Source organism: Haloferax sp. s1 (assembly GCF_058382125.1).
Window position 1 is genome coordinate 1 of sequence record NZ_JBZRPK010000726.1, and the last position, 26,960, is coordinate 26,960.

The following is a 26,960-nucleotide window of genomic DNA, read 5'->3' on the forward strand; positions in this document are numbered from 1 at the left end:
GTCCACGTCTGGGAGATAGTCGCGGAGGTACCGGCCGGTGTGGGAATCGGGGTTCCGGGCGACTGCTTCGGGCGTGCCGCTGGCGACGATGGTCCCGCCGCCGTCGCCGCCTTCGGGACCGAGGTCGATGATGTTGTCCGCGTTCTTCACGAGGTCGAGTTCGTGCTCGACCACGAGGACGGTGTTGCCGTTGTCCGCGAGTCGCTGGAGCACGTCGATGAGTTTCCGCTCGTCTTCTTTGTGAAGCCCCGTCGTCGGTTCGTCGAGCAGGTAGAGCGTGTCGCCGGTCTGCTTCTTGCCGAGTTCTTCGGCGAGTTTCACGCGCTGGGCTTCCCCGCCGGAGAGCGTGGTCGACGGCTGGCCGAGTTGCATGTAGCCGAGACCGACGTCGTGGAGCAGTTGGAGGCGACGGCGAATCTGCGAGTTGGCCTCGAAGAAGTCGAGGGCTTCGTCCACTTCCATCTGGAGCACGTCGGCGATGGTCTTGCCCTTGTAGCGAACGTCGAGCGTTTCGGCGTTGTACCGGTCGCCGTGACACTCCTCACAGGGGACGTACACGTCCGAGAGGAAGTTCATCTCGATTTTGACGTTCCCCTGACCCTTACAGGCCTCACAGCGGCCGCCTTTGACGTTGAAGGAGAACCGACCCTTCTCGTAGCCGCGCTGTTTGGAGAGTTTCGTCTGGGCGAACAGTTCGCGGACGTAGTCGAAGACGCCGGTGTAGGTCGCGGGGTTCGACCGCGGAGTGCGCCCGATGGGCGACTGGTCGATGAGTCGCACCGTCTCGATTTGGTCGTACCCCTCGATGGCGTCGTGCTCGCCGGGGTCGACGGAGGTGTTGTCGTTCATCCGGCGGGCGAGACCCTTGTAGAGGATTTCGTGCATCAAGGTGGACTTGCCCGACCCGGAAACGCCGGTGATGGCGGTGAACGTCCCGAGCGGGATGGGCACGTCGAGGTCCTTGAGGTTGTGCTGTCGCGCGCCGCGGACGACGAGTTCACCGTCTCCCTCGCGCCGGGTTTCGGGTACGTCGATGTCTTTGCGGCCCGAGAGATAGTCGGCCGTGATGGAGTTGTCGGCCGCGACGATGTCGTCGAAGTCGCCCTGTGCGACGACTTCGCCGCCGCGCTTGCCCGGGCCGGGACCCATGTCGATGATTTCGTCGGCCCGGCGCATCGTCTCCTCGTCGTGTTCGACGACGATGAGCGTGTTTCCGAGGTCGCGGAGGCCTTCGAGCGTGTTCAGTAGTTTGTCGTTGTCACGCTGGTGAAGCCCGATAGACGGCTCGTCAAGGACGTAGAGGACGCCGACGAGACCCGACCCGACCTGCGTGGCGAGGCGGATACGCTGTGATTCGCCGCCGGAGAGTGTCGCGGCTTCGCGGTCCAGCGTCAGGTACTCCAGACCGACTTCGGTCATGAAGCCGAGGCGGGCACGAATCTCCTTGAGAATCTCCTGTGCGATGGTGCGTTCGCGCTCCGAGAGGTCGGTTTCGAGGCCTTCGAAGTGTTCGAGTGCGCCCGCGATAGTCATGCGGTTGACTTCGGGAAGCGTCGTCCCGCCGACGCGGACGTGGCGAGACTGCTCTTTGAGGCGCGACCCGTTGCACTCGGGGCAGGTCGTGACGGCCATGAACTCCTCGATGTGGTCGCGCGTCCGCTCGGAATCCGTCTCGACGTGGCGGCGTTCGAGGTTGCCGACGACGCCCTCGAAGGGGTGTTCTTTGTGTCGAGTGCCGTTTTTCGTCGTCCACTCGAAGACTACGTCTTCGGACGTTCCGAAGAGGAAGGCGTCCTGTATCTCTTCGTCGAGGTCCTCGAACGGCGTGTTCACGCTGACGCCGAAGTGGTCGGCGACGTTGTCGAGTTGTCTTCGATAATAGGTCCGGTTGTAGCTCCACGGTTCGAAGACGTGCTTGAGCGGTTTCGACGGGTCGGTGACGACGAGGTCGGGGTCGACTTCCTTCGCCTTGCCGAGACCCTCACACTCCGGACAGGCCCCGTGGGGGCTGTTGAACGAAAAGGAGCGCGTCTCGATTTCGGAAAAGCGGAACGAGGAGTTCGGGTTACCGAGTTCTTCGGAGAACTCCACGACGAGTCGGTCGTCGCCGTCGCCCGCGAGCGACCCCGTCGAGCGCGTGTTGGACGCGATGGGGAGGTCTTCCGGCGGGTCCGGCACGATGAGTTTGAGGACGCCGTTTGCCTCCTCCAGTGCGGTTTCGACGGAGTCCGCGATGCGGGAGCGCGCGTCGGGCGCGACCTTCACGCGGTCGACGACCACGTCGATGGTGTGGTCGTAGTTCTTGTCGAGTTCGGGCGTCTCGAAGGAGAGGTCGAACTCCTCGCCGTCGACTTCGACGCGGGCGTAGCCCTCGGAGACGAGGTCCGAAAAGAGGTCCTTGAACTCGCCTTTCTGGTCACGGACGACCGGTGCGACGACCTTCGCACGGGTCCCCTCGGGGAGTTCGAGAATCTGGTCGACCATGTCCTGTGCGGACTGCTCGCCGACTTCCTCGCCCGTGATGGGGTCGTACTGTGTGCCGACGCGGGCGTACAGGAGACGGAGATAGTCGTGGAGTTCCGTGACAGTTCCGACGGTCGACCGCGGATTGTTCGCCCCGTTTTTCTGGTCGATGGAGATAGCGGGGGAGAGACCCTCGACGGCCTCAACTTTCGGCTTGTCCATCTGGCCGAGGAAGTTCCGTGCGTACGCCGACAGCGACTCGATGTAGCGGCGTTGTCCCTCCGCGTAAACCGTATCGAACGCGAGGGAGGACTTGCCCGACCCCGACAGGCCGGTAACGACGGTGAACGTCTCGCGAGGGATGCGGACGTCGAGGTCCTTGAGGTTGTGCTCTTCGGCACCACGAACCTCGATGTGGTCCTTGCTCATTCGGACGACTCTAGGGACGAGGGGACCGAATAGGCATCGGTTCGGGCTATCCGAACCGCAAGTTGCGGGCCTCCCACCCGCAGCGAACGGGGAAAATTAGGTGGTGAGTTTGCGGCGCGAGACAGAGACGCCGGACGGCGTGATGATAATCTGGTCGTCGCCCTTCTGGACGATGTCGCCGTCGACCTCGTGCGCGACCTGTCGAAGGTCGTCGATAATGTGTTCCATCGTGTTGTCGGAGGTCGTATGCCGGATGATGTCAGCGATGACCATGTTGCCGTCGTAGACGGCGTCCTTGATGGCGATGACATCCTGCTGTCCGCCGATTTCCGCGATGTGGACCGAGATGCCAGCGTCTCCGCGAGCGGTGTCAAAGTCGTCGAGGTCGAGTTCGACGTAGTCCTCGGTCGTTCGGGAGCCACCACCACCGAGAATCTTACTCATGATACCCATAGCACGTAGAGCGGTCACGACGGGGTTAGTTCTTACGTCAGACGTTTGTCGGATAATAGATATGTATCAGAGTGCAAACGATACCGCACAGGTATCACAACCGACGCTCGCGGGCGATTCCGCCGGATGTTTACCGCACTCTACCCAGTGTCACACTATGACACTCAGCATCTGTGTCCACGAGGAGTACGTCGATGCCGACGGGGTTGACCAGCATCGCTTCGGCGTGGCCGTGACGACCCGACTTCCGGGCGTCGGTGCCCTCTGTCCCTTTGCAAGTGAACACGGCGCAGTTGCGACACAGGCGGTGACGAACCCAGAACTCGGCCGCAAGGGGCTGTCGTACCTCGAAGACGGCCTCGCGGTGGACGACGCGCTCCGGTCGCTTCTGAACGCCGACGAGAGTCGCGCGGAGCGCCAACTCCACGGCGTTGATGCCGACGGGACCTTCGCCTTCACGGGGGACAACTGTCTCGGGTGGGCCGGTCACCGCGAGGGAACCCGCCACCACGAGGAAGCCGGTCACCACGGAGAAACCGGACGCCGCGAGAGAGACAACTACACTGTCGCGGGGAACCTGCTCACGGACGAGTCGGTTGTCGACGCGACGGCCGAATCCTACGAGCGAAGTAGCCGTGACAGACTACTGGTGAGACGCCTCATCGACGCGCTCGGCGCGGGTCACACCGCCGGTGGCGACAAGCGCGACGACCTCGAAATACAGAGTGCGGCGGTCGTCGTGACCTCGACCGAAGACCGCGAGATGGAGCCATACTACAACGACCTCCGGGTGGACGCGTCGAAGACGCCGCTACGAGACCTGCGCGAGACGTTCGCGCTGGCGCGAGAAGGCTACGAAGCGGCCATCGAGAAATACGCCGAGTGAGAGACGGCGCGGCCGCAACGAAGCAAAAATCAGACCGAGAAGTCGAACAGGTCGTCGCCAACGTGGTGGATGGACTCGACAACCTTTCCGGAGTCGCCGACGAGGTCGTCGCCGTCTTCGAGCGCACGGCCGACTGCGAGGACCTTGCTGTGGTTCTCTTCGGCGATGGCGACGAGGTCGCCGGCTTCGATAGATTCGTCCGCCTCGGTGATGCCGGGGCGCATCACGTCGGCCCCGCTGGAGACGAACGAAACCGCGCCCGCGTCGACGGTGACGACGTTCGTCGTCGGCGGGAACTGATTCGCACCTTTGACCGTCAAGAACGGCTGGTCATCGATGTACATAACGGCCGGTTCACCGTCGACGAGGACGATATCGTAGTCCGCATCCGCGAACTCGACTGCTTCGAAGGCGTCACCGTCGAGACGGACGCCGAGTGACGATTCGATGGATTCGCACAACGCGTCGATTTCGTCGCTGCGGAGATGGTGGCGAGACTTGACCTTCATACCGGGTCGTGGACGCTCACCGCCGATAAATCGACCGCTCCGCGTCGAACGAATACCCAGTCATCGGGGTATTCCCCACGTTGTCTGACATGTGGCCGACAGGGTGGGAAAAACTGCTAAGTACGACTGGGTCCACTTCAGTGATATGTGGCGCTCCCGGAGCAACCGGGACCGGAAGCGGGTCGTGTGCATCGCATGCGGTGACTCAGTTATCCGGTCGGCGGCGCGCGAATACGACAAAGAGGGGAACCGCTGGGAACGACACGGCAAACGATTCGAACACCTCTGTAAGGCCTGTTATCGGGAACTCTGTCATCAGCCACGCGAGGAACTCGAAGGACTCCTCGTCGACATCGAAGAACACGGCATCTCCGACGAAGAGTTCTTGGTTCGGTACTTCGACGCCGTCAAAGAGCGGTACGAACCGCCCGGCGGCCGCGAACGGTGGGACGAACGTAGTTAATACACCACAGTTCCCACACGTCGTCGCCGCTTCCACCGCTATCGGTCGGTTCCGAAACTGTGTCGGCAGTGACCTCGTTTTCCGTCGTGCTCGCCTCGCCCGACACGCATTTCTCCCTGCCCCGTCTAGTCGGGGCCATGTCAGACGACTCGCAGGCGTATGCCGGGACCGCCGAAGGGCAAGGACCGGTGGAGATTGACGCCGAACTCGCGCGGCACCTGCAGAACAAGCGCGAAGAGTTGTTCAAGGAGTTCGAGATTCGCGACAAGTTCCCACCGGAAGTCCTCTCGGAGGCGCGCGCCCGCACCGAAGGCGTCCACGAGGAGATCGAAGACGAACTCGAACACCGTCAGGACCTTCGGGACCTGACGACGTGGACAACTGACCCCATAGACGCACAGGACTTCGACGACGCCCTGAGCATCCGCGAGAACGAAGAAACGTACACGCTGTGGGTCCACATCGCCGACGTGACCCACTACGTCCACCCCGGGTCAGAGATGTGGGCCGAGGCCGTCAAGCGCGGCAACACCGTCTACCTGCCCGCCTACACTATCCACATGCTTCCCCCGGCGCTGGCCGAGACAGTCTGTTCGCTCGTCCCCAACGAGGACCGACTGGCGCACACCGTCGAGATGGAAATCAAGAAGGACACGCTCTCGTTCGAGTCTATCGACATCTACAAGTCCGTCATTCACTCCAACGAACGCCTCACCTACACGCAGTGTGAGAACCGCCTCGACGACCCCGAACTGCCGCTCCACGAGGAGAACGCGCTGGTGTTCGACCTCGCTGACCAGCTTCACGAACAGCGGAAGGAAGACGGCTCGCTGGTCCTCAATCCGAGTCGCGACCGCGCCCACACCATCATCGAAGAGTGCATGCTGAAGGCCAACAAGGCCGTTACGCACGAACTCATGTGGAACCGCGGCGTCGAAGCGATGTACCGCGTCCACCCACAGCCGACTCCCGACCAGTGGGACAAGGCTCTCCGTGAGATTACCGAACTCGACGGCGTGAGCATCCAGTCCACGTCGTGGGACGAACCCCGGAAAGCCGTCAACGACGCGCTCGAAAGCGCGAACTCCCGCGCGCTCAACAAGATTCAGCGCGCCGTGCTGAAGGTCATGCCCCGCGCGAAGTATATGAACGACCCCTTCGGCGGCCACTACGCGCTCAACTTCGACATCTACGGGCACTTCACCTCGCCCATCCGCCGCCTGTCGGACCTCATCAACCACTGGATTGTCCACGAAAACGACGTGCCAGAGGACCTTGTCGAACTTTGTGACCGCGCCTCGGACCGCCAGAAGGACGCCGAGACGGCCGAACGACTCTACAAGCAGTTCCTCGAAGAAGTCGGGCTCGACCCCTACGCCGTCAACAACCGCGGTATCGTCACCGTCGACGAAGACGGAGACGTTATCGACGAAAACGGGCTTCCGCCGAGCGAATAAGCGCGATACCGGGTTGCCGAAGCTCGATACTCAACCGATGTTTTTCACCTCGGCACCCGTTGGGGACGTATGAATCGACTCGCCAGTGCCGTCTTCAGTGCAGTCGTCGGCTTCTGCTTCGGATTCGTCGCCGGTACACTCACCGAGGGCTGGAAAGCAGGTGCTAAAACAGGACTCCTCTCGGCCGCGGTTTCGGCTCTCGTTTCGTGGGTCATCTCGGGATTCGTCCAAGCGGAGACGATTGCCGAAGAGACGACTATCGATGGTGGCGTACGGAGCCACGAATGAGCAGGGTTACTCCGGCGTGAACGCCGGGGGAGAACGTCATTGCTTGTGGGTGAACAACAGCACGTCGCCGTCGTGCTGGGTCACACACAGGTCGAGCATCATGCTCAGTTCGAGACTGTTGTAGTCGTCTTCGCAGACAACCAGGTCGTCGAAGGGTTTCTCGCACGCCGGGCAGGCGATTGCGACGGTGTTCTGGTAGGTGGTGACCCCGCCGCTTGACTCGTAGGGCGTCAGTGACGACCGAAGTTCGTCGAGTTCCTCGTCGTTCATGGGTGTGGGTGTGCGGGGAGCGTGTATAATTCTTCACGGTCGGACACACTGACTTGCCTTTTCTGTAGACGAACCCGAACGATTCTCTGAGAACGCGGGGGGAGTAACATCGAGAGAGGAGTAACGTCAACCTTACAGCGGGAACGACCGCCGCTTCGCCGCAGTTACTCTCGGCGTTCCAACGTGCCATCGAGCTGGGCGAGTTTCACCCGAGCGTGATCGACGAGCAGTTCGGCGAACTCCTGATCAGATTCATCGAATGCACCGACGTCACTCAGCACCGCCTGAAACGTCCCGAACGTTCCGATAGGAACTGTGATTGCCGACCGATAGTCGGGGTCGGCGGGCGTGATGTCAGTCGTTCTGAGATCGTCGATGACGATTGTCTCCTGACGATTGTAGGCCTGCGCGGCGACCGTTTCGTTCGCTTCGATAGGTGTCCGCTCGTAGTACTCCACTTTGCGGCTGTTAGGTTTCCATACCTCCTGAATCAGGTACCCGTCTCGTTCGATGTCAACCGTGACGAGGTCGAAATGTAGCACGTTTTCGGCAGTTTCGACGAGCGTCTCGTATACCGTGCTCTCGTCAGCCGATTGCTCGATTTTCTGTGCGGCTCTATGGAGGGCGGTTAACGTCTGTTCTCGCTCCTTTCGTTCGGTTATATCCACAGCAGCACCGACCGTCGAAAGTACCTCGCCGTTGTCGTCGAAAAGCGGTGTGAGTCTCAGGAGACACACCTTCGTGCCGTCTCCCGTCTCAATCGCCTCTTCTCTCTCGAGTGGTTCGCCGGACGACGAGACACGCTCGTCAGTAGTCCTGAACAACTCGACGAGTTCCGCATCGAACAACTCATCTAACCGTTTTCCAGTGACGTCTCGCTCGTCGTCGATATCGAATAGTTCTCGGAAATTCTGATTTGTCAGAATGAACTGGCTGTCCGTGTCTCGCATCCAGAGTGCGGCCTGCACGCTATCGAGAACGCCCTGGAGCCGTCTGGTTTGTGCCTGGAGTTTCTGTTCTCGCCGTTTGCGTTCGGTGATGTCCCGAAAGTAGACGTAGATACCGTCTCCGGCCTCGGTGGAAAAAATCCGCTCTTCGACCCACCGATTCGGGTTGATATCTGATCGAGCCTCGATGGTACGCGCCTCTCCGGTGGCGAGAACGTGTTTGTACTCTTCGAACGATGCATCCGAGTCACCCTCGACAATATCGTCCTGGTAGTTGCTACCGATGAGTTCCTCGCGCGCGAGTCCCGTCAGTTCCACAGTCTGTTCGTTCACGTCTGTGACTGTGAAGTCGGCATCCATCTCAACGAATCCGTCAGTGATTCGCGTGAGCGTCTGGCGGCGCCGGCGGTTGGCACGTTCAGATTGGCGGCGTGCACGGTATTGTGCGACGGTATTCGTGATTCGATTGGCTAACACCGTGTACTGACCGGGACCGGTCTCTTTCTGGATGTAATCAGTCGCTCCGGCGGAGATTGCATCGGCTGCAACTTCTTCCGAACCTTTCCCAGTAAACAGGATAAACGGGAGGTCGGGATACTCTTCGCGGACAGCTTTGAGAAAATCGATTCCTGTCTGACCGGGCATGTCGTAGTCGCTAATGACACAGTCGATGTCGGTCTCGGCAAGCCGACACAGCCCCTCTTCCGCACTGGTTGCTGACACCACACTGAGATTCTCGTTCTCGCGTTCGAGAAATTCCGCAGTCAGGTCCGTAGAAGCCGGATCGTCATCTACGTGCAGTGCTTTAATCGTGCCAGCCATGAATATGTAGTTCAGAGTTATTGAATATAGTAATTCTGCTCACATGGTGACACTAGTCTATCCTTGAATACGGCAGGGATACTTCGTACGTGACCTCGTCCTCATCGAGAGGACTCGAGTTGCCTCAAAAAACCGGGACCTACTCGTCCTCGCGCCTCACCCCCCACGCCCACCGATAGTGCGGGTGCCCCCCCACAAGCGACGCCGCGTGCGTCTCCCCCCACGCTGTCGGGTCGCTCAATCGCTGTGAGAGCGATTCGGCGTCTGATTCGTGTGTTCCGTCGCGGTCGAAGGGAACCGCCTCCAACGTCCGCGAGGCGGGATTGAAGAACACTGCACGTTCGGCATCGTCGATAAGCGCAACCAAGCGCGACCCGCTCGCGTCCTTCTGGAGGAGCGCCTGTGCCATCCGGTGTTGGTGGACTCCAGAGCGCGTCTCGCGGAGTGTTGAGACGATATCGTGGAAGAGCGCAGTCGGGTCCGACGGGGGCGTTCCGTGTCCGGTCTGCATATCCTTGCCGTCGGGCGGGCGTGTAAAGAGGGTCCGCCAAGAGCGGAGTGAAAGTGGTGGTTTCGGTGGAAGTGAAGATGGATGGGAGTCTCGCCCGTTACGCCACAAAAAATTCTCTCATATCATTGGGGTCACGCCCGGAGATATCTCCGGCGTCCGGTCCAAATGGAGAGTCCGGAGAACGTGTCGTGTACCTCTCGGAGGAAGGTGTCTTCCCAGAGCCGGAATCTCCAACGACGGTAACGTGATAGCGGTCCATCAAACCTCCCCTTCACCAGTCAAGGCCCCTAAGTCCGGGTCGAGCGTGTTGCTATCGTCCTATATTTCGTCGTTCCGCTCTTGAGCTGATTCTCGCGGTCGGAACTCACATCTCGATAGATAGCGTCGTCAGAACGCAGTGGACTCGCGGTAGGCAAAGAATCGCTCGACACCTTCCTCCGGGGAGAGTGGTTCGAGGTCAGTCACTCGCACACCTCCTGAGCGGCAATTTTAGGTACTTCGGAGAGTTTCCCCAGAAATGGGGGTAAGGACGTTTCCTAGGCATCCAATCCCCCTTCTAAGCGTCAACACGTGGACTCTGGTTGAGTCGCACGTCTGGGTCTTCGAACGGTGAGTCCGGAGCCTGTTGAATGAGATGCCGGACGTACTCGGCACGACTCATTCCGAGATTCTTGCTCTGTTCGTCGATTTTCTGAACCATCTCCGGTGGCATCGAGATGGTGACGTTCACTGATAGCGCCATTCAGGTAATACTGTATTACTGTATTAGCTTAATAATTACTACCCGGTGCGAGTCACACCTACTAGCCCGTGTCATTAATACCACGTGAGACTATTCATTCAATCACTGATTACCCGCCCATGGCCAGAACTAGCCTGAGTCTCCCAGATGAGCTAAACGAGGAAATTGAAAACGAACTGTCGTACGGCGACTCTAAGAGTGAGTGGATTCGACACGCAATTCGGATACGGCAAGAAGTAGACCCGATTTTAGATGAAATCTATGAACGACATCAACATGAGGAACGGATTGATTTCATTTCCCGTGTCGTTCAGGAGAAAGTTGATGAGGATATGAGAAAGGCAGATTCCAAGACTGAAGACGCGTAATTGTGCTGGGGAAATCTAGTAGTCGGAACTTGAGACAACGTGTTGGGGATGCTATCCATGAAGGAAATACCATCGCATGGGTTCTAGGGTGGTCCGTGAAAATTGGTCTCGAAGGAGTTGTCTCAGCTATTTTAGCGACTATCTTAATTGAAGTGGCTATACAGGTCACACAGCTCAGTGAACTACTAAACTACGCAAGTGTTCCAACACGTGAGCTACTCCTATTACTTGCAACTTTAGGTGTGTTCAGAGAGTTGATTTACTGTACATACGACATTCGAAATAAGGAAGCGCAAAATTAGAACACGGAACGAACGTCATCTCCAGCTGTTTGTGCTATGTTATCTGGGATGCCAGAGATGACAGACATAGCACGCAGAACACCCATACTAATGTAGATGCCTATAAGCCCAAACGAGACATCCAGGTTCCGGCCAAGATAGGAGTCTGCGTGCGGGAAGACAGCTACAGCAGCTATTGCTAACAAAGGCATGTTCAACTGGAGTGCCACCAAGTATCCAACCATGCCAGCGACGGCCAGTTGGATACTAAACATGACGCTAGCAACAAAGACAAGGCTCATGAAGTACTGCAGTTTCTGACTTGCTGGCAGGTCAGCCACCTCGTCAGGGATCGTAGACACACCATTTCGTTTTGTGTGTCCCATCACACCAAGAATTGTGCTTAGGAAGGCCAGCCAGACAAATGGCTCTGCCTGGGGGAAGTACTTGGCGATGCCAACAAGCACTGGACTTGCTAATACGCCAAATACAAGCGCATAGAAGGCCATGCTCAAGCTGGTTCCAAGAGTACTATGGATTGCCCAGCGAATACTACCCCCTGATTCAGTCATGGTTGTATTTCACCCAGTATATTAAAAAATAACTCAGCCACGATTGTAAGTCTGTCTGTCCACCTATCAAATCACCTGTACCATTGACTCGGTGGGTAGAATCCTAAATAATCAGACACAGTGGGAGCTGGTTTATCCGTCAGGCCATGTATGCGTGTGGGAGAACTACCCCATCCAACAACCGCTTGAACTGAAGCGTGTCATAGTCGCTCGGACTGTAGACCTGAACGTACCCAGATTCGGTGACAAGCATCTTCACTTCAGAGTTCTCGAAGACGAGTTTCACACCGATACGGTTCTTATCGGAGTTACGAAGTATATCACCAATTTCCTCGTCGTTGAAGACGTTGTCTTCTCCATAAGCGTTCGCAGAGTTGGCGTCTTCGTCACGGTTGTAGACACCAGCCAGCCAGTAGCCAGCGTCAGAGTTCGCGTCGATGAATGATTCAAGGTCGAGATTGACCGGACGTACAGGGGTGCCATTAGACCGTTCAACCAAGTCGAAGACGAATGTCTTCTTTGTACTCTGGGTCACGACGTACTCCTCATCAACGGCGAAAAAGTCTGCAACCTCCGTGACGACACGGACGACTGGGTCGTCTGCTTCGATGTTGCCCTCACTGTTGATATGGAAGCCTTGTTCTTCGACAGCGTCTTCAGCGGCAGCGCGCCCGCGTGTGACTTCATTACCAGAGAGGTCGGTTTCTGTTCGCCCCAAGGTGAGACTCTTTCGAACGGTTTCACCGTTCTTCGTGTGTTCCGTGGGGAAAACGGAGGTGTCGATATTGGAAACCTGTGCTTCTGTAACAGCAATTTTTCCTTTTTGCATATGTCGATGCTTCTGTAGGGCCTCTCAACGAAGGCAAAATCTAAGACCCCAGAAACAAAGAGTCCAAATAGCCACCTTCGAAGGTCGGGAAGTACCCCGGCCCGTAGGGGGTGCTTCTCGGCCCGCGAGACACCGAACCAGGTACCAATTGATCAAGTGTTTCGCGGCCAGAAATCAGTCTTCATAGTGGAAATGAAACAGTCGTTATTACATGATTTACTGGCTAGTCTGTTTATCTGTCCACACTTAAGTCTTGTTCTAGTAGACGTTTAATTCCGAACCATGAGATAAGGAAACCGATATGATATTCGTCTACTCACCAAATCGTGGTGAGTGCCTCAAAATGACCGGAAGGTTCAGAAACCGGACGTTGAGAAAAATTCGATTTCGGGTCTACACCTTGCCAACATAATATTTCAGACATATAGTATTCGAGGTTGTTCAGAGGTGTATAACTCGTCTCAATTTCCGCTGCTTCTCGAACGCCTCGTGACCCGCTTCGTTCCACCCACCAGCCTCACGCACCCACATACTCACTGTCGAAGGCTTCGCCCGACGAATCCGTATCTCGCCCTTCTCGAAGTCGTACAGCACGAAGGCATACCACGCGACACCCCGAGCATCCGCCGCGAGTAGCGACCTCGTTTGGTCGCGCCGTAGCCGGAAGCGACCGCGAGCAGGATACTTCACACCAATCTGCGCCGAAGTCGATTTGACCTCTGTCTTTGCACCGCTGTTCGGGTGGACACAATCGTACCAGTCGGTGTCGTCCGGTCGGTGGTCGAGGCCGTACACCTCAGCGACCAACTCCTCAGCGAGCGTCGCGGTCTCACCGCTCTGCAGTCGCTCTTTCTGACGACGTGAGAAGTCCCGCATTCGGACGACCTTCATGCGAGACCCCCGAATCGTGCCCCACCCACATAACCCGCGAAAGCGGAATCCAACACCCGTGACGGGTACTGGAAGGTAAAAAGGACAGGGGCGAGTAGGCTGGTGATTTCGAGGTATGAACTATTTTCGGTTTGCATAGAGTTTACCCGTACACCTCCTGTGTCTCGCCGTGATAGACAGCGCTCGGTGGCTCAGTCGGACGAATGACGACGTACTCCCATCGCTCAGACGGCAGTCCACCGCCGTCGAGGTCCTTCAGGTTATAGTAGCGGATGAACCCTCGGTGGAACGTCGACGGCGGCCCGACCCACACGAGGTATTTGCACTGCTTGACCGGCGGGTAGTAGAAGTCCTGCGGGTCCTGCGATGCGATCACGACTTTGACGCCTTTGTCTCGGTCCTCGTGTAGCATCGCCGCCAGCGTGTTGACCTTCGCGCTTGACTCGCTCTTGGAGTCGGGTAGATGCCGATGGGCTTCGTCGACGATAACCTGTACCGGGTAGCCGGTTCGGTCGCGGATTGAGCGGTTGGAGAACGTTTACATCCCGGACGGAGGCGAGGTTATCGACGATGATTGAGGCGTTGATGCAGACGGTTGACCTGCCTTGTGGTTGGTTCTGACGCTGGCCGGGTACCACCGTCTGTTCGCAGTAGCACAAACTACGAAGCAGAAGTAATTGCTTCTTCAACCTTCTCTGCTGCGTCAATGCAGTCTTCTCGGAATTCCTGGAAGTCGACATCTGAATTCATATGAAGTGGCACCTCACTCGGACGACGGCATTCCCTTGCGAGTTCATCAAGTGCGTCAATCACGTCCTGATCTACTCCCAGTTCTTCGCCTCTAGACGCGTGCCGGGATATTGAACCCTCTAGCAGATTCAGTTCGCTTCGTATCTCAGAGAGATTCATTCCTTTTTGATTTGGCTCGTCGAATAGCCTCCGCCACAAGCGCTTTACTTTGGACGCATAGTTGGAACCATCTGAGTACCAGTTGCGGATTTCTTCTGACGCCTCAACAGACATTTTTCGTCGAATGCGATACTCTGTGACTATTATCGAACCAAGTACTGACGCTACGATAGAGACACCAACAGTAGCCCAATCAATCATATTATTTTCTTAAAGCATCGATTTCAGAGGTGTCTACGTCAATATTCACTCTACTATTGCATTCTTTACAAACGCCTGCTGCCTCAATCTCTCCGTTTGAATTAAACCATGCCTCGGTATCAAACGACCGCGAGCCACAATCACACTCGAAATGACCGTCACCAGCCTCAGACTCAATCCAGTTTTTCACGCCCTCCTCCACCTGGTCAAGAATCGCATTTCGAATGTCGTCCGGGTCGAATTCAACACCCATATTACAAATCATGTTGTGGAAGGGTAAATTGTTAACTCAGCGATATGATTCACCAAGCGACTTGTTGGCGGCCTCGAAGCCACCAAGCCCCCAGAAAACCCGCACCGACGACGCTCCGACGACGCTCCGACTGAAGTACCTACGACTAACGAATAGTTGCTTACGAGAGACTGTACTGCTGTATTCTTAGTTATTGAATTGGTGGTGGCCGGTCCGAGGCGTGTTTCATCGGCTATCGACCCTCCGCAGTCTCGTCGTCGCCAACAAGTCGCTTGGCGAGGTCATTCCGGCCCAGACCGTTCGACCGTCCGAACGAGTGACCCGTCGAGTAGTTCCGGGGTCACCGTGAGGCGCTTTTCTTCGCCCGACTCATCGACATAGAACGCCTCGAAGGACGAGACGAGTTCGGTCCAAGCGTCGTCAACGGACTGCCAGTGGAAGTCGTGCCGAGAGAGTCACCTCTCGGGCCTTAGAAACGATGTGAGAACTGCGATGGACTCGCGGGGGTCCCGCGAGCGAGTTCACGAGCGAGTGGGACCAAGCGAGTCCATTGACTGGAGTGAACGTAGTGAACGGAAGGAAATGGACTCGCGGGGATTTGAACCCCGGGCCTCTTCCTTGCGAAGGAAGCGATCTGCCACTGATCTACGAGCCCTCATTCCCACGGAGTCGTGGGATACACTTATACCCTATGTTTCGTCGGTAGCCGGGCATGCAATAGCATCCCGTTCCATCGGGTGGTCGTGCAGTCGTGTGGCTTCCGGCGTGTCGAATGGAAGGTGAGATGACACGCGCCTTAGCGCTGACAATCAGCTCGGAGGCAGAGTCCTCCGGACGCGCGCCTCGACAGCCGCGAGTGTGACGGACGAACCGTCACGAACGGTATGTCCGAGAGACCGGACAGAACCGTGTGCTTAGTCTTCGAGGACGATCTCGATGCTGACGTCGTTCGGAACCTGAACGCGCATCAGCTGGCGCAGAGCGCGTTCGTCAGCGTCGAGGTCGATGAGACGCTTGTGGACGCGCATCTCCCAGTGCTCCCACGTAGCCGTCCCCTCGCCGTCAGGCGATTTTCGGGCGGGGACTTCGAGCGTCTTCGTGGGCAGCGGGATCGGCCCGCTGAGGTTGACGCCCGTCTTGTTTGCAATCTCGCGGACGTCGTCGCAGATATCGTCGAGGTCTTCCGGACTCGTGCCGGCGAGCCGAACGCGTGCCTGTTGCATCGTTATCGCTCGTTGACTTCGAGCACTTTGCCGGCCGCGATGGTCTGACCCATGTCACGGACAGCGAAGCTGCCGAGTTCCGGAATCTCGGAGGACGGCTCGATGCTGAGCGGCTTCTGCGGACGGACGGTCACGATAGCAGCGTCGCCGGACTTGATGAAGTCCGGGTTCTCCTCAGCGACCTCACCCGACGCGGGGTCGAGCTTCTGGTCGATCGACTCGATGGTACACGCGACCTGCGCCGTGTGGGCGTGGAAGACCGGCGTGTAGCCAGCGGTGATGACCGAGGGGTGCTGCATGACGACGACCTGCGCCTGGAAGGTCTCGGCGACCTTCGGCGGCTCGTCGGCCGGGCCACAGACGTCGCCGCGGCGGATGTCGTCCTTGCCGACGCCACGAACGTTGAAACCAACGTTGTCGCCAGGACCAGCCTGGTCGACTTCTTCGTGGTGCATCTCGACGGTCTTGACCTCGCCGCCGACGTCAGAGGGCTGGAAGCTCACGTTGTCGCCGGGGTTGAGGGTACCCGTCTCGATACGTCCGACAGGAACCGTACCGATGCCGGAGATGGTGTAAACGTCCTGAATGGGCAGGCGCAGCGGCGCGTCCGTCGGCGGCTGCGGTGCCGGCAGGTCGTTGAGTGCCTCGAGGAGGATGTCGTCATCGTACCAGGAGGTGTTGTCGGAGCGCTCGGCGATGTTGTCGCCCTCGAAGGCGGAAATCGGCACGAACGTCGCGTCGTCCGAGTTGAAACGGACCTGCTTGAGGAGCTGGGTGACCTGCTCCTTGACGTCGTTGTACTTGTCTTCGCTGTAGTCGACGACGTCCATCTTGTTGACTGCGATGATGAGTTCGCCGATGCCCAGGGTGCGGGCGAGGAAGACGTGCTCGCGGGTCTGCGGCGCGACACCGTCGTCAGCAGCGACGACGAGGACCGCGTTGTCAGCCTGCGAAGCACCGGTGATCATGTTCTTGACGAAGTCGCGGTGGCCAGGACAGTCGACGATGGTGAAGTAGAACTCATCCGTGTCGAATTCCTGGTGGGCGATGTCGATGGTGACACCGCGCTCGCGCTCTTCTGCGAGGTTGTCCATGACGTAGGCGAATTCGAATCCGCCCTTGCCTTTCTCCTCGGCCTCCTCTCGGTGCTGCTCGATGACGTGCTCCGGGACGGAGCCGGTCTCGAACAGGAGTCGGCCGACGAGCGTACTCTTACCGTGGTCGACGTGGCCGATAATGGCCAGGTTCTGGTGGGGTTTGTCGCTCATTGGTGTATTCACGCGCTAAGGCGCTCTGTGGGGAGTGTTTTTGCTGAAACCCCTAAAACGATTTCGATACGCTCTACGAGCCGTCTAAGCGCCGTACTGCGATTTGCGGAACCATACCATACTCTCGAAATGGTGAACGACAGCAGGTGACGAAACACCGCGAGGTGGCCCCTACAGGCCAGAAAAGCCGTTACTCGAATCGGGAAACGTCCGACAAAACAGCCGTTGCCGTCTCCGGACCACCCGCTCCGCGGCCGCTAATGTTCAGTTGACCAGCGTGTTTCGTCTCCAACTGAACGATGTTCTGCGTGCCCGTGACGGCTAGCGTCGACCCCTGTGGCACCAACCGCGGAGCCACGCGGACGCCATCGGCGGTCGCCTCACCGATGAGTCGGACCGTGCGCCCGTCCTCCGCGGCGAGGTCGAGAGCGGTTCCGGGAACGTTCCGGATACCCTCCACCTCGGCGTCATCGAGACGGTACTCGGTCTCGCCGTCGCTCAAGACGTTTGCGAGGATGACGAACTTCAGAGCGGCGTCGATGCCGTCTACGTCGAACGACGGGTCCGCCTCGGCGACACCGAGGTCCTGTGCCTCCGCGAGGACGTGCTCGTAGTCGAGTCCTTCCGCGGCCATGCGCGAGAGGATGAAGTTGGCCGTCCCATTGAGGACACCGCGTGCGGCAGTCACGTGACCTGCGCCGAGGTCAGAAATCGTCGAGAGGACCGGAATCGCCCCGCCAACCGTCGCCTCGAACTGGACGCGACCCTCGCTTTCTGCTTCGAGGGCGCGCAGGTCGGCGTAGCGCTCCGCCACGGGACCTTTGTTCGCCAAGACGACGTGGCGGTCGTCGAGCAGCGCGCGCTCGACGTGCGAGAAACCCGGTTCGGCGTCACCGAGCGTGGTCGGCGTCGCCTCGATGAGTACATCGTAGTTCGTGTCGAACACCGCATCGGGGTCGGCGTCGCCAACGATGCCATCGCGCTCCTTGCGCGCGCGCACTGTCTCGGGGTCCAGCCCGGTCGAGTCGGTCACCGACGACGAAGAGTCGGCGAATGCGACAACCTCGTGTCCGTACGTACTGGCGAGGTCCAGAACGGAACCGCCGACAGCACCTGCACCGAGGACGGCGAGTCGAAGCGTCATGCTGACTCCTCCGGGAGCGGCTCGACGACATGTAGGTCTTTTTCCGCAGCGATATCGCGGACGACAGAGAGCGTCGCCGAAGTCTTGCCCGACCGCGCAGCGAGTCTCAGTCGCGCACTTGACGTTTCTTTCGTCCCAGAGGGTGCAGATAGTGACAGGTCCGTCACCGTCGCGTCCGCGGACTCCTCGATTCGGTAAAGCGTGTCCGAGAGGTCGGAGTCGACGAGGTCACCGACCAAGAGGAGCGTTATCTCCTCACCGAAGTGCTCCGCGCCGGCGCGGATGACGTTGACACCAGCGTCGCGAAGGGCGTCAACGATACCTTCGAATCGGTCCGGCGGACACTCGAGGTCCACCTCGACCGGAATGTGTCCTCGCGGGGTCAGATTCCCGCGTTCGTGGAAAATCGAGAGGAGGTTACCTCCGTTTTCGGCGATGGGCTGGAGCGCAGCGAGGAGTTGGCCGGGTTCGTCGACGAGTTCGAGCCGAACCGTGTGCGGTTTCGGCATCTCGCCGCCACCGTCGGTTTCGGCATCGCTCTCGCCGTCGAGGTCCTGTGTGCTCATCGTCCCACCTCCGTGGGCCGCCCCGACATTGTTGTCGGCGACGCGTGGCTCAGCCGTAGTTTCGCGTCGACGCACCAGGAGTCGGGATACGTGCCCCTAGGCATATGTGTTCGTGATTCGGCCACGCGGTATAAGCCTTCGTAGCCGACACGGTTTGCCGATGTCGATATCGTGCTGGCATGTGACACACGGTGCCGGACACGGGCGGCGAAAGCGACGCAGTGCCCGCGGGCCAACCGAGCAGTGCAGTCGCTGGGTGCGTAATAAACGAAAAAAGCGCGAGTGCGCTCGTTAGATGTAGTCGATAGCCTGCGAGAGTTCGAGCTTCATACCCTTACGCTCGCGAATCTCCATAATCTTCTCGCGCTGGAGATTGTCCGAGAGCACGCGGAAGCCGGCGTTCTCCGTGTTCCAGGAGGCGCGACCTTCCGTCGCAGAGCGAACGTCCGAGGAGAAGCCAATCATCTCTTCGACGGGTGCGATACCCTCGATGACCATGAGGTCACCTTCCTGGTACATGTCGTCGACGCGGCCGCGGCGACCCTGAATCTCGCCGGAGGCCGAGCCCATGTAGTCGGACGGAACGTCGATGCGGACGTTCTGGATGGGTTCGAGGAGCTTCACCTCACCCGCGATGAGCGAGCGGTGGACCGCGTCACGCGTCGCAGGGATGACCTGTGCGGGACCACGGTGGATGGTGTCCTCGTGGAGCTTCGCGTCGTGGAGACGGAGAAGCGTACCCTGGACGGGTTCCGCAGCGAGCGGACCGTCGTCGAGTGCCTCTTCGAGACCCTCGATGACGAGCTCCATCGTCTCGTTGAGGTGCTGGATACCCTTCGTGTCGTCGATGAGAATGTTCGTCCCGTGGATGTGTTCGACGTTCTGGGACGTATCCTTGTCCATGCCGGCTTCCTGCAGTGCCTCACGGCGCTCCAGTTCGGGCATGTCCATCGAGATTTCGCCGAGCTTGATGTCGTCGACGATGTCCTGCGAGAGGGGTTCCGCCGTGATGTAGAACTTGTTGTGGCGGTTGGGGGAGACACCCTCGACTTCGTGGGAGGAGCCCTGAACCTGCTCGCGGTAGACAACAATCGGCTCACCGGTGCGGACCGGGATGCCCTGGTTGTCGCGGATACGCTGCGTGATGACTTCGAGGTGGAGTTCACCCTGACCGGAGATCAGGTGCTCGCCAGTGTCCTCGTTAATCTCGATGCGGATGGTCGGGTCTTCCTTTGCGACCTGCTGGAGCGTCTCGATGAGCTTCGGCAGGTCGTCCATGCGCTCTGCCTCGACGGACTTCGTGATGACAGGCTCGGAGATGTGTTCGATGGACTCGAACGGCGTCATCTCGACGGACGAGACGGTGGAACCCGCGATGGCGTCACGGAGACCCGTAACGGCCGCGATGTTCCCTGCGGGGATACCGCGGTCGAGTTCCTCACGCTCACTCCCCATGAAGACACCGACAGACTGGACGCGGTTCTTGCCCGCAGTCCCGGAGACGTAGAGTTCCTGACCCTTGCGGATGGTACCGGAGAAGAGGCGACCCGTCGCAATTTCGCCCGCGTGGGGGTCCATCGCGATGTCGGTCACCATGAAGACGACTTCGCCGTCGTCGTCGACGTCGCGCATCTGATGCGCGAGGTCGGACTCGGCGTCACCACGCCAGACCGTCGGGATACGACGGGGCTGGGCGTCGAGCGGGTCGGGGAAGTGCTCCGCAACCATGTCGAGAACGACGTCCGAAAGCGGCGTGCGCTCGTGGAGTTCCTGACGGTTACTCGCACGTTCGAGCTCCATGATGTCGCCGAAGGAGATACCGGTCTCTTCCATCGACGGCATGGAGACACCCCACTTGTAGAGGGCAGACCCGAACGCGACGGTCCCCTCTTCGACGGAGACAGTCCAGTCGTAGTCCTTCTCTTCGGTCATGCCCCGGATGAGGTCGTTAACGTCGGAGATGACGTCGACGAGACGCTGCTGCATCTCCTCGGGACCTTCCTGCAGTTCGTTGATGAGGCGGTCGACCTTGTTGATGAACAGGGCCGGCTTGACACCCTCGCGGAGTGCCTGGCGCAGAACCGTCTCGGTCTGCGGCATGGCACCCTCGACAGCGTCGACAACGACGAGCGCACCGTCGACGGCGCGCATCGCACGCGTCACGTCGCCACCGAAGTCGACGTGGCCCGGCGTGTCGATGAGGTTGATGAGGTGGTTCTCATCTTCGTACTCGTGCGTCATCGAGACGTTTGCGGCGTCGATGGTGATGCCGCGTTCCTGTTCGTCTTCCTTCGTGTCCATCGCAAGCTGCTGGCCGGCAGTCTCGTCAGAGATCATGCCCGCACCTGCGAGGAGGTTGTCGGAGAGGGTCGTCTTGCCGTGGTCGACGTGAGCAGCGATGGCAATGTTCCGGATCTGTTCCGGCTTGTCCATCAGTTTCTCACATTCCTGGACGATCTTCTTTCGTCGGCCCATTATACAGAGGTCTACCGGCAGGAGGGTCAAAAGAGTAGTGTTTTTCCCGAGCGGATTCGACATTTTCAGCCGCCCTACTGCCGGGGTATGAGCATTTTTGTCACGATAGTCAGACTGTCTGGTGTTCGTGCGTCCGTTCGGGGGACGGCGCAAGAGTCATGTCTATCGGTAGCATTACTCAATTACGAATGGACCTCCGAGTATTCGGGGGCGCACCGGCAGACCCGTTCTTGAGCGCCGCCGACCTGTTCGAAACCGAGTTCGAGCTTTTGTATCCAGTTATCGTACACGTGCGCGAAGACCCAGATTCCCGCACGTGGGCCGGTCACTATCAGGACCACCACGTCCTCAACATTTCACGACAGGCCGCGACCAGCGCGATGGCTCGCGAGCTTGCGCTCCACGAGTTGTCGCACATGGCCCTCAACGAGGAGGGTCACGTCTCGCACTACCAATCGACACAGGAAGCCGTCTTTCTCGCCCTCGCGGGGCGGACAGTCGAACGACGAAAACTCGCCCATTGCTATCAGATTGCGAATCACTGTAAGGACATCTATGCCGACGACCTGACGCTCGCCGTCGCGCCCGCGGACAAACTCGTTCAGTTCCTCGAATCACAACTCGCGGCCGCGCTCGCTGACCGCCCCCGTTCCACTGGCAGACCGGGGTCGCAACTCGTCACCAGTGGTTCGGACCCGGAGATTACGGCGGTAAACGCGGCGTTCGCACTCGCGTTGGTCGAGCGCCACGACCTCGTCGACACGGACCACCGACTCTACGACCTCGCACACGCCGCGGCAGACGACGCGCCGTCGGTATCGTTGGAGACGTTCAAAGAACACTTCCGCACGCTCGCCGCCGACCCCTCGAAGAGCGAGTACCGGCGAACCCTCGTCGACGTGGTGAAAAACTACGTCGTCGGGTCGAACGTCGCCGCCGACTGAGACGGCCACCGGGTGTCGAAGCGAGCGCGCAGTCGAGAAATGTCGGGGGAGAGGCGAAGACGGCGTCCGCCACGGTTTCGCCGAGGAACTGCGAACAGCGTCAGCACTCAGCAGTGTGCGAAAACGGAAGAGAGATGAGAGATTACCGGGCCGCTTCTGCGACGCGCTCTTTCTCTTCTTTCTGCGAGATAGCGTACGTCTGAACGTCGTAGTCGGCCGCGCCGATGAGCTGCTGTGCGAGCGCTTCGGCGGCGGTCGTCTTGGACTTATAGGAACCGCTGAGGGTACCCTGTGCGATGAACTTCAGTGCCTCGTCGACACGGCGCTGGGGTGCAACGTCGACGGCCTGCGGGACCGAGATGCCACCGTACTTGAGACGGACGGTCTCCTCACGGGGACCGGCGTTCTCGACAGCACTGACGAGCACCTGAACGGGATTCTCCTCGGAGCGCTCGTTGACGATTTCGAAGGCGTCCTTGACAATCTTCATCGTCTTCTGCTTGTGGCCCGTGTTGTCCTCCGTCTGCATCAGACGGTTGATGAGGCGCTCGACGATGCTGATTTCGCTCTTCTTGAACTGCTTCGAGGCGTGACGGCCCATCGTGTGGGCAATAGGCGTCGCCTTGATGTAGCGGCTCATACTGGGGTCCGTGTATTCGATTTCGGACACGTCCCAGACGCCGAACAGAAGCGCGTTCTGCTCTGCTTCCTCGCTGCTGGCGGGGGATTCAGGTTCGGGGGCGTCGCTTTCCGACATGGTTAGCGCACCGGCTTCTCAGCGTTTCCACGGACGAGTTCGATCATCGAGACACCGTTGACCTTCTCGACCTTGTAGTTGACACCCGAAAGGTCACCCATTGCGCGACCCTTCGCACCACCGATACCGGCGATGGTCACTTCGTCGTGCTCGTCGATGAACGAGATTGCACCGTCACCGGGACAGAACGCGGTGACCTGCTTTCCGTTCTTGATGAGCTGAACACGGACACATTTCCGGATTGCCGAGTTCGGCTGCTTTGCTTCGATACCAACCTTCTCGAGGACGATGCCACGACCCTGCGGGGCACCCTCGAGCGGGTCGGACTTCTTGCCGAGACCGCGCTCACGGCGCGCGTACTCAGAGTCGGACCATCGGCGCTTCTGCCGGTCCTTCTTGAGCTTGCGCGCGGCGTATTTGCCGTTCGCCATAGTGAACGTGATTTCCAGATGGAGCTACTTAAGCCTCCCTTTTCGAATCCGGCGAGACGGATTCAGGAGCGATTAGCGACCCCTAAGGACGAATCTGAGGCCGTCTCGTCGATTACAACGACGGTCCCTCGTGGACGGAGAGGGACTGAACTGGCCGGAGAGTGTGTCGTTTCGACTGAGGATGTGAAAGCCAAGACGCGCGATTCAGCGTCGAGAAATGAGGATTAAGGCGTGCAAATCGGCGTCGGGTACTACTTACCGACGAGGTCCACGTCGAGATGACCGCTGACCTCCCGACCGGACGCCGGACCGAGCGTCAACCCCTCTTCATCGAACCGCAACTTCACTCGCCGCCTGAACTGCGACCGCACATCGATGAGGTTCACGTCCATCGGCGATTCGACCCAAAATTCCGCTTTGAGACCTACGGAACTCCCTGCAGATTCGATAATCCGGGACGTCGGCACTGGCTCCGCCAACACGCGTTCGTCCTCACGCGCAACTTCGGCGAGTTCTCGAAGCGCCAGCTCTACGTCATCGCTGTATGCCACGTCCACGCGCTCTGTAATTCGGTACCGTTCTCGACCATACGGGCGGACGAGCACGTTCGTGGTGAGTTCGGTGTTCGGCACGGTGACCGTTTCGTTATTCACCGTGCGCACTCGCGTGACCCGAAAGTCGACAGCCTCGACCACACCCTCGCCACCGGACCACGAAATCCAGTCGCCGACGTTGAAATCCGGGTCGGCAACGAGAAAGAGTCCGCTGATGAGCGCACCGACAACCTCCTGTCCAGCGACGCCGACGACGAGCGTCAGCGCTGCGATAATGAGCGCGGTGTCGGTCAGCACCGACCCGTAGCCCGCGCCGACGACACCCGCAAATGCCGAAAGGACGACGACGAAGACGTGAGTGTACGTTTGAGTTGCAGTCTCCAGCGTCGGGTTATTCTGGTTTCGGGCGCTGACGACGCTCGTGACACCCGGAACGAAGACGAGTCGCCCGAACAGATAGACGATGAGTACCCCGACGACAAAGCCCGCCACTGCACCAACAGCGTCTTCGTAGGCGGCGAACTCGTCGAGGGGAAACTGTCCGACCGCGGTGAGGACGTGCTGTCGAAACGATAACATGGCTACCTCGGCGCCCGCGGCGGACAAAAGCGTGTGGTCGGTGACGTACCGTACATGCGGTCGGTGACGTATCGTCAGCGACGTGTCGTCAGTTGCTACGCGTAGTTCGAAACGCCGTCCCAGATTATCAACTATCGAAATATACGATATGAGTAGTCGATAGTCTCCATCAGTAGTGGACGATAGAGTCAACTAATCGGGTTTTAATAGTTTGTTGCCCTACTTGCTGTAATGAAAAAGTCACCACATCTAATTACAAACTCTGAGTATCTGCTCTCACGGCGGAGCCTCATCAAGGGGTTTGGAGGCCTTTCGCTTGCGAGCCTCGCCGGCTGTACCGGTTCGTCCGACGACGAGCTCACGGACACGGACGGCGACGGAGTAATCGACTCGAAGGACTACGCGCCGCGCGACGCGAACGTGTCTCGGCGGTCGGACCTCGAATCCGCCCCGGAGACCGGGACGGCCACGCCGACGCTCACCGCGACACCCACGGTATCCCGAACACCAGCCACTACGTCTGCACCTTCGACAGACGCGGAACCGGTCGGTACTAGCGAGTTGCTTTCGAACGCAGTCTCCGCAACGAATCCCGAAGAATTCGAGCAACGAAACTACATCTCTCGCTACTCGTCCGGCGTCGTCGAGGTCGTCCTGCGCAAGGAGAGCGTCGATGGCCACTCGATCACGGACAACAACCTCGTTATCTCGCTCGTCGAGTTTCCGCGGGGGCGGGAGTTCGAACGCGAAACGACCGGAATCTCGTTTGGTAACGACGAATCGACAACGAGGGAGACAGTTACGGTTGCCTCCCCGAACGCCGCTGAGGGGGTTCGCGCCCACTACATCGCGACTCTCGTCCCCGGGGGAGCGCCGCTCGACAATGCATCGCCGAGCGAAATCGAACTGATTGCGGAGACGGACCCGTTCACGTGGGAATCCGGCCAGGAAACCATCAGCAGGGATGAACCGCCGATATTGGCGGCAGTTGAGGACGAGTCCGGAAACGGCTACAGACGGGTGGAAGCCGAGGGCGTCTTCGACATCAGCATCGTCGGACGAACCGCCGGGGAACAGTGGGAGGCCCCATTCTACATATACAAAAGCGCGTACATGCGGGCGGTGAACCGGGACCACGGCCGAAGTTGGCCCGAGTTCGTCCAGTTCGAGATGCAAAGCGGCTTCGCCGGCGGCTTTGCGAGTATTCTCGACGATATCGCGGTCTCGAACGGCTTTACGGACAAGCGAGAGAAAGTCGAGTTCGTCATCGACTTCGTACAGCGACTCCCCTACGTTCCCGACGACGTTTCGACCGGATTCGACGATTTCACGAAGTTCAGCATCGAGACGCTCACCGAACTCGGTGGAGACTGCGAAGATTCCAGTATCATGCTCGCGGGTCTCCTTCAGAGCGAACCCTTCGGGTACGACACGGTACTCATCCAGCCACCGGGACACATGGCTGTCGGCGTATACGGCAACGACCTACCGGGTGCGTACTGGACACTCGACGAGCGAGACTACTACTACATCGAGACGACGGGCGAAGGATGGGGAATCGGCGACCTCCCGAACGAGTACAAAGACGACAGTGCCTATGTCCATCAAGTCTGACGAGACGGTCTACGGCGGCGAGAAGTGATACCGACGAGAAACGCCGCGACCGTCTACGTCAACTGGATATCGTCGATACCGTAATGCCGACGCGCCAATTCACGAGCGGTGTCGATGGTCTTCCCATTCGAACCGATTGCGACACCGCGGTCCGCTTCCGCGACTTCGACGTACGCGACAGTGTCGTTCTGCTCTGAGAGAGTCACGTGCCGGACGGCGGCCGGTGCGAGCGCGCTCGCGACGAACGCCTCGGGTGTGTCGGCGTCTTCGACGAGTTCGACGGACCGACCGATTCGGCGTTCGACGGACTGAACCGTCCGCCCGCCGGGACCGATAGCCGTCGCCATGTCGCCTGCGGCGACGAGGAAGACGACGCGGTCGTCGAAGACGAGACAGTCGTGTGCGGTCGCGCCGGTTTCGTCCTCGAAGAGGGCGATGTACCGACGGGCCGTGTCCGACAACGTAACTTTCATTTTCAGTCGTCAGACGGTTCGGGTGCCGCGCTGGCTTCGGCGTCTTCGACATCGAGCGACCCCATCCTGAGGTCGACGTCGCCGGTACCGATTGCAATCGGCTTGCCGACAATGACGTTCTCGATGACGCCGTCGAGGTCGTCTTCCTCGCCGTGAATGGCGGCGTCGAGCAGGTGGTTGACCGTAACCTCGAATGCGGCACGGGCGAGGACGGAGTCCTTCGACCGGAAGAAACCGAGACGGCCGATGCACTCTATGTTCCATTGGTTGGGCTTGGGATCCGCATACATCTCCAGGTTACCATAATTCATGCAGTCCAGACATTTATCTTTTAACGGGCTCTACGTCCCGTCGTTCTTTTGTTCACGTGTGACCTTGCCGCCGAGAT

Annotated in this window: 28 protein-coding genes, 1 tRNA gene and 1 pseudogene; 6 read left to right on the forward strand and 24 right to left on the reverse strand. The window is 59.2% G+C overall.

Annotated elements, in window-relative coordinates:
- Together uvrA and QT222_RS21705 are read right to left on the reverse strand one after the other, a co-directional pair.
- A partial coding sequence (gene uvrA / locus QT222_RS21700; RefSeq protein ID WP_491478339.1) for an excinuclease ABC subunit UvrA occupies positions 1 to 2,892 on the reverse strand: 2,892 nt, incomplete at its 3' end.
- A 96-nt stretch (positions 2,893 to 2,988) separates the two neighbouring features.
- A complete protein-coding gene (locus QT222_RS21705) occupies positions 2,989 to 3,345 on the reverse strand; it encodes a cell division protein SepF (RefSeq protein WP_004058128.1) in 357 nt (118 codons plus the stop codon).
- 157 nt (positions 3,346 to 3,502) lie between these two features.
- Here QT222_RS21705 and QT222_RS21710 point away from each other — a divergent pair, with 157 nt between their 5' ends.
- Positions 3,503 to 4,231, forward strand: coding sequence for a DUF1028 domain-containing protein (locus QT222_RS21710; protein WP_491478340.1), 729 nt, complete (start codon positions 3,503 to 3,505; stop codon positions 4,229 to 4,231).
- 29 nt (positions 4,232 to 4,260) lie between these two features.
- Here QT222_RS21710 and QT222_RS21715 read toward each other — a convergent pair whose 3' ends face one another.
- Entirely contained in the window at positions 4,261 to 4,740 is a 480-nt protein-coding gene (locus tag QT222_RS21715) for an RNA-binding protein (RefSeq protein WP_004058133.1), read from the reverse strand.
- A gap of 145 nt (positions 4,741 to 4,885) precedes the next feature.
- Here QT222_RS21715 and QT222_RS21720 point away from each other — a divergent pair, with 145 nt between their 5' ends.
- The 3 genes from QT222_RS21720 (at position 4,886) to QT222_RS21730 (ending at position 6,948) form a co-directional block, all read left to right on the forward strand.
- A complete protein-coding gene (locus QT222_RS21720) occupies positions 4,886 to 5,203 on the forward strand; it encodes a DUF7562 family protein (protein WP_004058135.1) in 318 nt (105 codons plus the stop codon).
- A gap of 137 nt (positions 5,204 to 5,340) precedes the next feature.
- The gene (locus QT222_RS21725) at positions 5,341 to 6,660 is read left to right on the forward strand and encodes an RNB domain-containing ribonuclease (protein ID WP_004058136.1); all 1,320 of its coding nucleotides are present in this window, start codon (positions 5,341 to 5,343) and stop codon (positions 6,658 to 6,660) included.
- A gap of 69 nt (positions 6,661 to 6,729) precedes the next feature.
- Positions 6,730 to 6,948 (forward strand): hypothetical protein, encoded by a 219-nt coding sequence (locus QT222_RS21730; RefSeq protein ID WP_004058138.1) that lies wholly within the window; start codon positions 6,730 to 6,732, stop codon positions 6,946 to 6,948.
- Between the two features lie 36 nt (positions 6,949 to 6,984).
- Here the strand turns inward: QT222_RS21730 and QT222_RS21735 are convergent, their stop codons facing one another.
- From QT222_RS21735 to QT222_RS21810, 16 genes are all read right to left on the reverse strand, one after another.
- Positions 6,985 to 7,218 carry a DUF7385 family protein gene (locus QT222_RS21735; RefSeq protein WP_396610789.1) on the reverse strand — a complete coding sequence of 78 codons (234 nt, stop codon included), beginning with the start codon at positions 7,216 to 7,218 and terminating at the stop codon, positions 6,985 to 6,987.
- Between the two features lie 164 nt (positions 7,219 to 7,382).
- Positions 7,383 to 8,987, reverse strand: a complete 1,605-nt coding sequence (locus QT222_RS21740) for a PAS domain-containing protein (protein ID WP_491478341.1) — start codon at positions 8,985 to 8,987, stop codon at positions 7,383 to 7,385.
- Positions 8,988 to 9,126: 139 nt separating this feature from the next.
- The gene (locus QT222_RS21745) at positions 9,127 to 9,498 is read right to left on the reverse strand and encodes a hypothetical protein (protein WP_491478342.1); all 372 of its coding nucleotides are present in this window, start codon (positions 9,496 to 9,498) and stop codon (positions 9,127 to 9,129) included.
- Between the two features lie 556 nt (positions 9,499 to 10,054).
- Complete coding sequence (locus QT222_RS21750) at positions 10,055 to 10,240, reverse strand: ribbon-helix-helix domain-containing protein (protein WP_491478343.1); 186 nt, start codon at positions 10,238 to 10,240, stop codon at positions 10,055 to 10,057.
- A gap of 666 nt (positions 10,241 to 10,906) precedes the next feature.
- Positions 10,907 to 11,461 (reverse strand): hypothetical protein, encoded by a 555-nt coding sequence (locus QT222_RS21755; RefSeq protein WP_491478344.1) that lies wholly within the window; start codon positions 11,459 to 11,461, stop codon positions 10,907 to 10,909.
- A 139-nt stretch (positions 11,462 to 11,600) separates the two neighbouring features.
- Positions 11,601 to 12,179: a hypothetical protein gene (locus QT222_RS21760; RefSeq protein WP_491478345.1), complete on the reverse strand. Its 579-nt coding sequence runs from the start codon at positions 12,177 to 12,179 to the stop codon at positions 11,601 to 11,603.
- Positions 12,180 to 12,731: 552 nt separating this feature from the next.
- Complete coding sequence (locus tag QT222_RS21765) at positions 12,732 to 13,181, reverse strand: PD-(D/E)XK family putative nuclease (protein ID WP_491478346.1); 450 nt, start codon at positions 13,179 to 13,181, stop codon at positions 12,732 to 12,734.
- 142 nt (positions 13,182 to 13,323) lie between these two features.
- Entirely contained in the window at positions 13,324 to 13,593 is a 270-nt protein-coding gene (locus QT222_RS21770; RefSeq protein ID WP_491478347.1) for a hypothetical protein, read from the reverse strand.
- A 248-nt stretch (positions 13,594 to 13,841) separates the two neighbouring features.
- Complete coding sequence (locus QT222_RS21775) at positions 13,842 to 14,291, reverse strand: hypothetical protein (protein WP_491478348.1); 450 nt, start codon at positions 14,289 to 14,291, stop codon at positions 13,842 to 13,844.
- Between the two features lies 1 nt (position 14,292).
- Positions 14,293 to 14,544 carry a hypothetical protein gene (locus tag QT222_RS21780; RefSeq protein ID WP_491478349.1) on the reverse strand — a complete coding sequence of 84 codons (252 nt, stop codon included), beginning with the start codon at positions 14,542 to 14,544 and terminating at the stop codon, positions 14,293 to 14,295.
- Between the two features lie 583 nt (positions 14,545 to 15,127).
- A tRNA-Ala gene (locus tag QT222_RS21785) sits at positions 15,128 to 15,199 on the reverse strand.
- 259 nt (positions 15,200 to 15,458) lie between these two features.
- Positions 15,459 to 15,767, reverse strand: coding sequence for a 30S ribosomal protein S10 (gene rpsJ, locus QT222_RS21790; RefSeq protein WP_004044563.1), 309 nt, complete (start codon positions 15,765 to 15,767; stop codon positions 15,459 to 15,461).
- Between the two features lie 2 nt (positions 15,768 to 15,769).
- Entirely contained in the window at positions 15,770 to 17,035 is a 1,266-nt protein-coding gene (gene tuf, locus QT222_RS21795; RefSeq protein ID WP_004058148.1) for a translation elongation factor EF-1 subunit alpha, read from the reverse strand.
- Positions 17,036 to 17,225: 190 nt separating this feature from the next.
- On the reverse strand, positions 17,226 to 18,179 hold the full coding sequence (locus QT222_RS21800) for a homoserine dehydrogenase (protein ID WP_004058150.1): 954 nt from the start codon (positions 18,177 to 18,179) through the stop codon (positions 17,226 to 17,228).
- The gene (locus QT222_RS21805; protein ID WP_014732091.1) at positions 18,176 to 18,745 is read right to left on the reverse strand and encodes an amino acid-binding protein; all 570 of its coding nucleotides are present in this window, start codon (positions 18,743 to 18,745) and stop codon (positions 18,176 to 18,178) included. Before QT222_RS21805 ends, QT222_RS21800 begins: the two co-directional genes overlap by 4 nt.
- A 291-nt stretch (positions 18,746 to 19,036) precedes the next feature.
- The gene (locus tag QT222_RS21810) at positions 19,037 to 21,220 is read right to left on the reverse strand and encodes an elongation factor EF-2 (protein WP_004058155.1); all 2,184 of its coding nucleotides are present in this window, start codon (positions 21,218 to 21,220) and stop codon (positions 19,037 to 19,039) included.
- Positions 21,221 to 21,408: 188 nt separating this feature from the next.
- On the opposite strand from QT222_RS21810, the gene QT222_RS21815 reads away from it, so the two are divergent.
- Positions 21,409 to 22,164 (forward strand): DUF5781 family protein, encoded by a 756-nt coding sequence (locus tag QT222_RS21815; RefSeq protein ID WP_491478350.1) that lies wholly within the window; start codon positions 21,409 to 21,411, stop codon positions 22,162 to 22,164.
- 142 nt (positions 22,165 to 22,306) lie between these two features.
- Here the strand turns inward: QT222_RS21815 and QT222_RS21820 are convergent, their stop codons facing one another.
- The 3 genes from QT222_RS21820 to QT222_RS21830 form a co-directional block, all read right to left on the reverse strand.
- Positions 22,307 to 22,921, reverse strand: a complete 615-nt coding sequence (locus QT222_RS21820) for a 30S ribosomal protein S7 (RefSeq protein WP_004058159.1) — start codon at positions 22,919 to 22,921, stop codon at positions 22,307 to 22,309.
- A gap of 2 nt (positions 22,922 to 22,923) precedes the next feature.
- The gene (locus QT222_RS21825) at positions 22,924 to 23,352 is read right to left on the reverse strand and encodes a 30S ribosomal protein S12 (RefSeq protein WP_004058161.1); all 429 of its coding nucleotides are present in this window, start codon (positions 23,350 to 23,352) and stop codon (positions 22,924 to 22,926) included.
- 251 nt (positions 23,353 to 23,603) lie between these two features.
- Entirely contained in the window at positions 23,604 to 24,485 is an 882-nt protein-coding gene (locus QT222_RS21830) for a mechanosensitive ion channel family protein (RefSeq protein ID WP_491478351.1), read from the reverse strand.
- Positions 24,486 to 24,716: 231 nt separating this feature from the next.
- Between QT222_RS21830 and QT222_RS21835 the strand changes: the two genes are divergently transcribed.
- Positions 24,717 to 26,099 (forward strand): hypothetical protein, encoded by a 1,383-nt coding sequence (locus QT222_RS21835; protein WP_491478352.1) that lies wholly within the window; start codon positions 24,717 to 24,719, stop codon positions 26,097 to 26,099.
- Positions 26,100 to 26,152: 53 nt separating this feature from the next.
- On the opposite strand, the gene QT222_RS21840 is transcribed toward QT222_RS21835, so the two are convergent.
- Positions 26,153 to 26,572, reverse strand: a complete 420-nt coding sequence (locus tag QT222_RS21840; protein ID WP_004058163.1) for a NusA-like transcription termination signal-binding factor — start codon at positions 26,570 to 26,572, stop codon at positions 26,153 to 26,155.
- A gap of 2 nt (positions 26,573 to 26,574) precedes the next feature.
- A pseudogene (locus QT222_RS21845) lies at positions 26,575 to 26,907 on the reverse strand (DNA-directed RNA polymerase subunit A''); the annotation flags it as partial.
- Positions 26,908 to 26,960 lie beyond the last annotated feature (53 nt).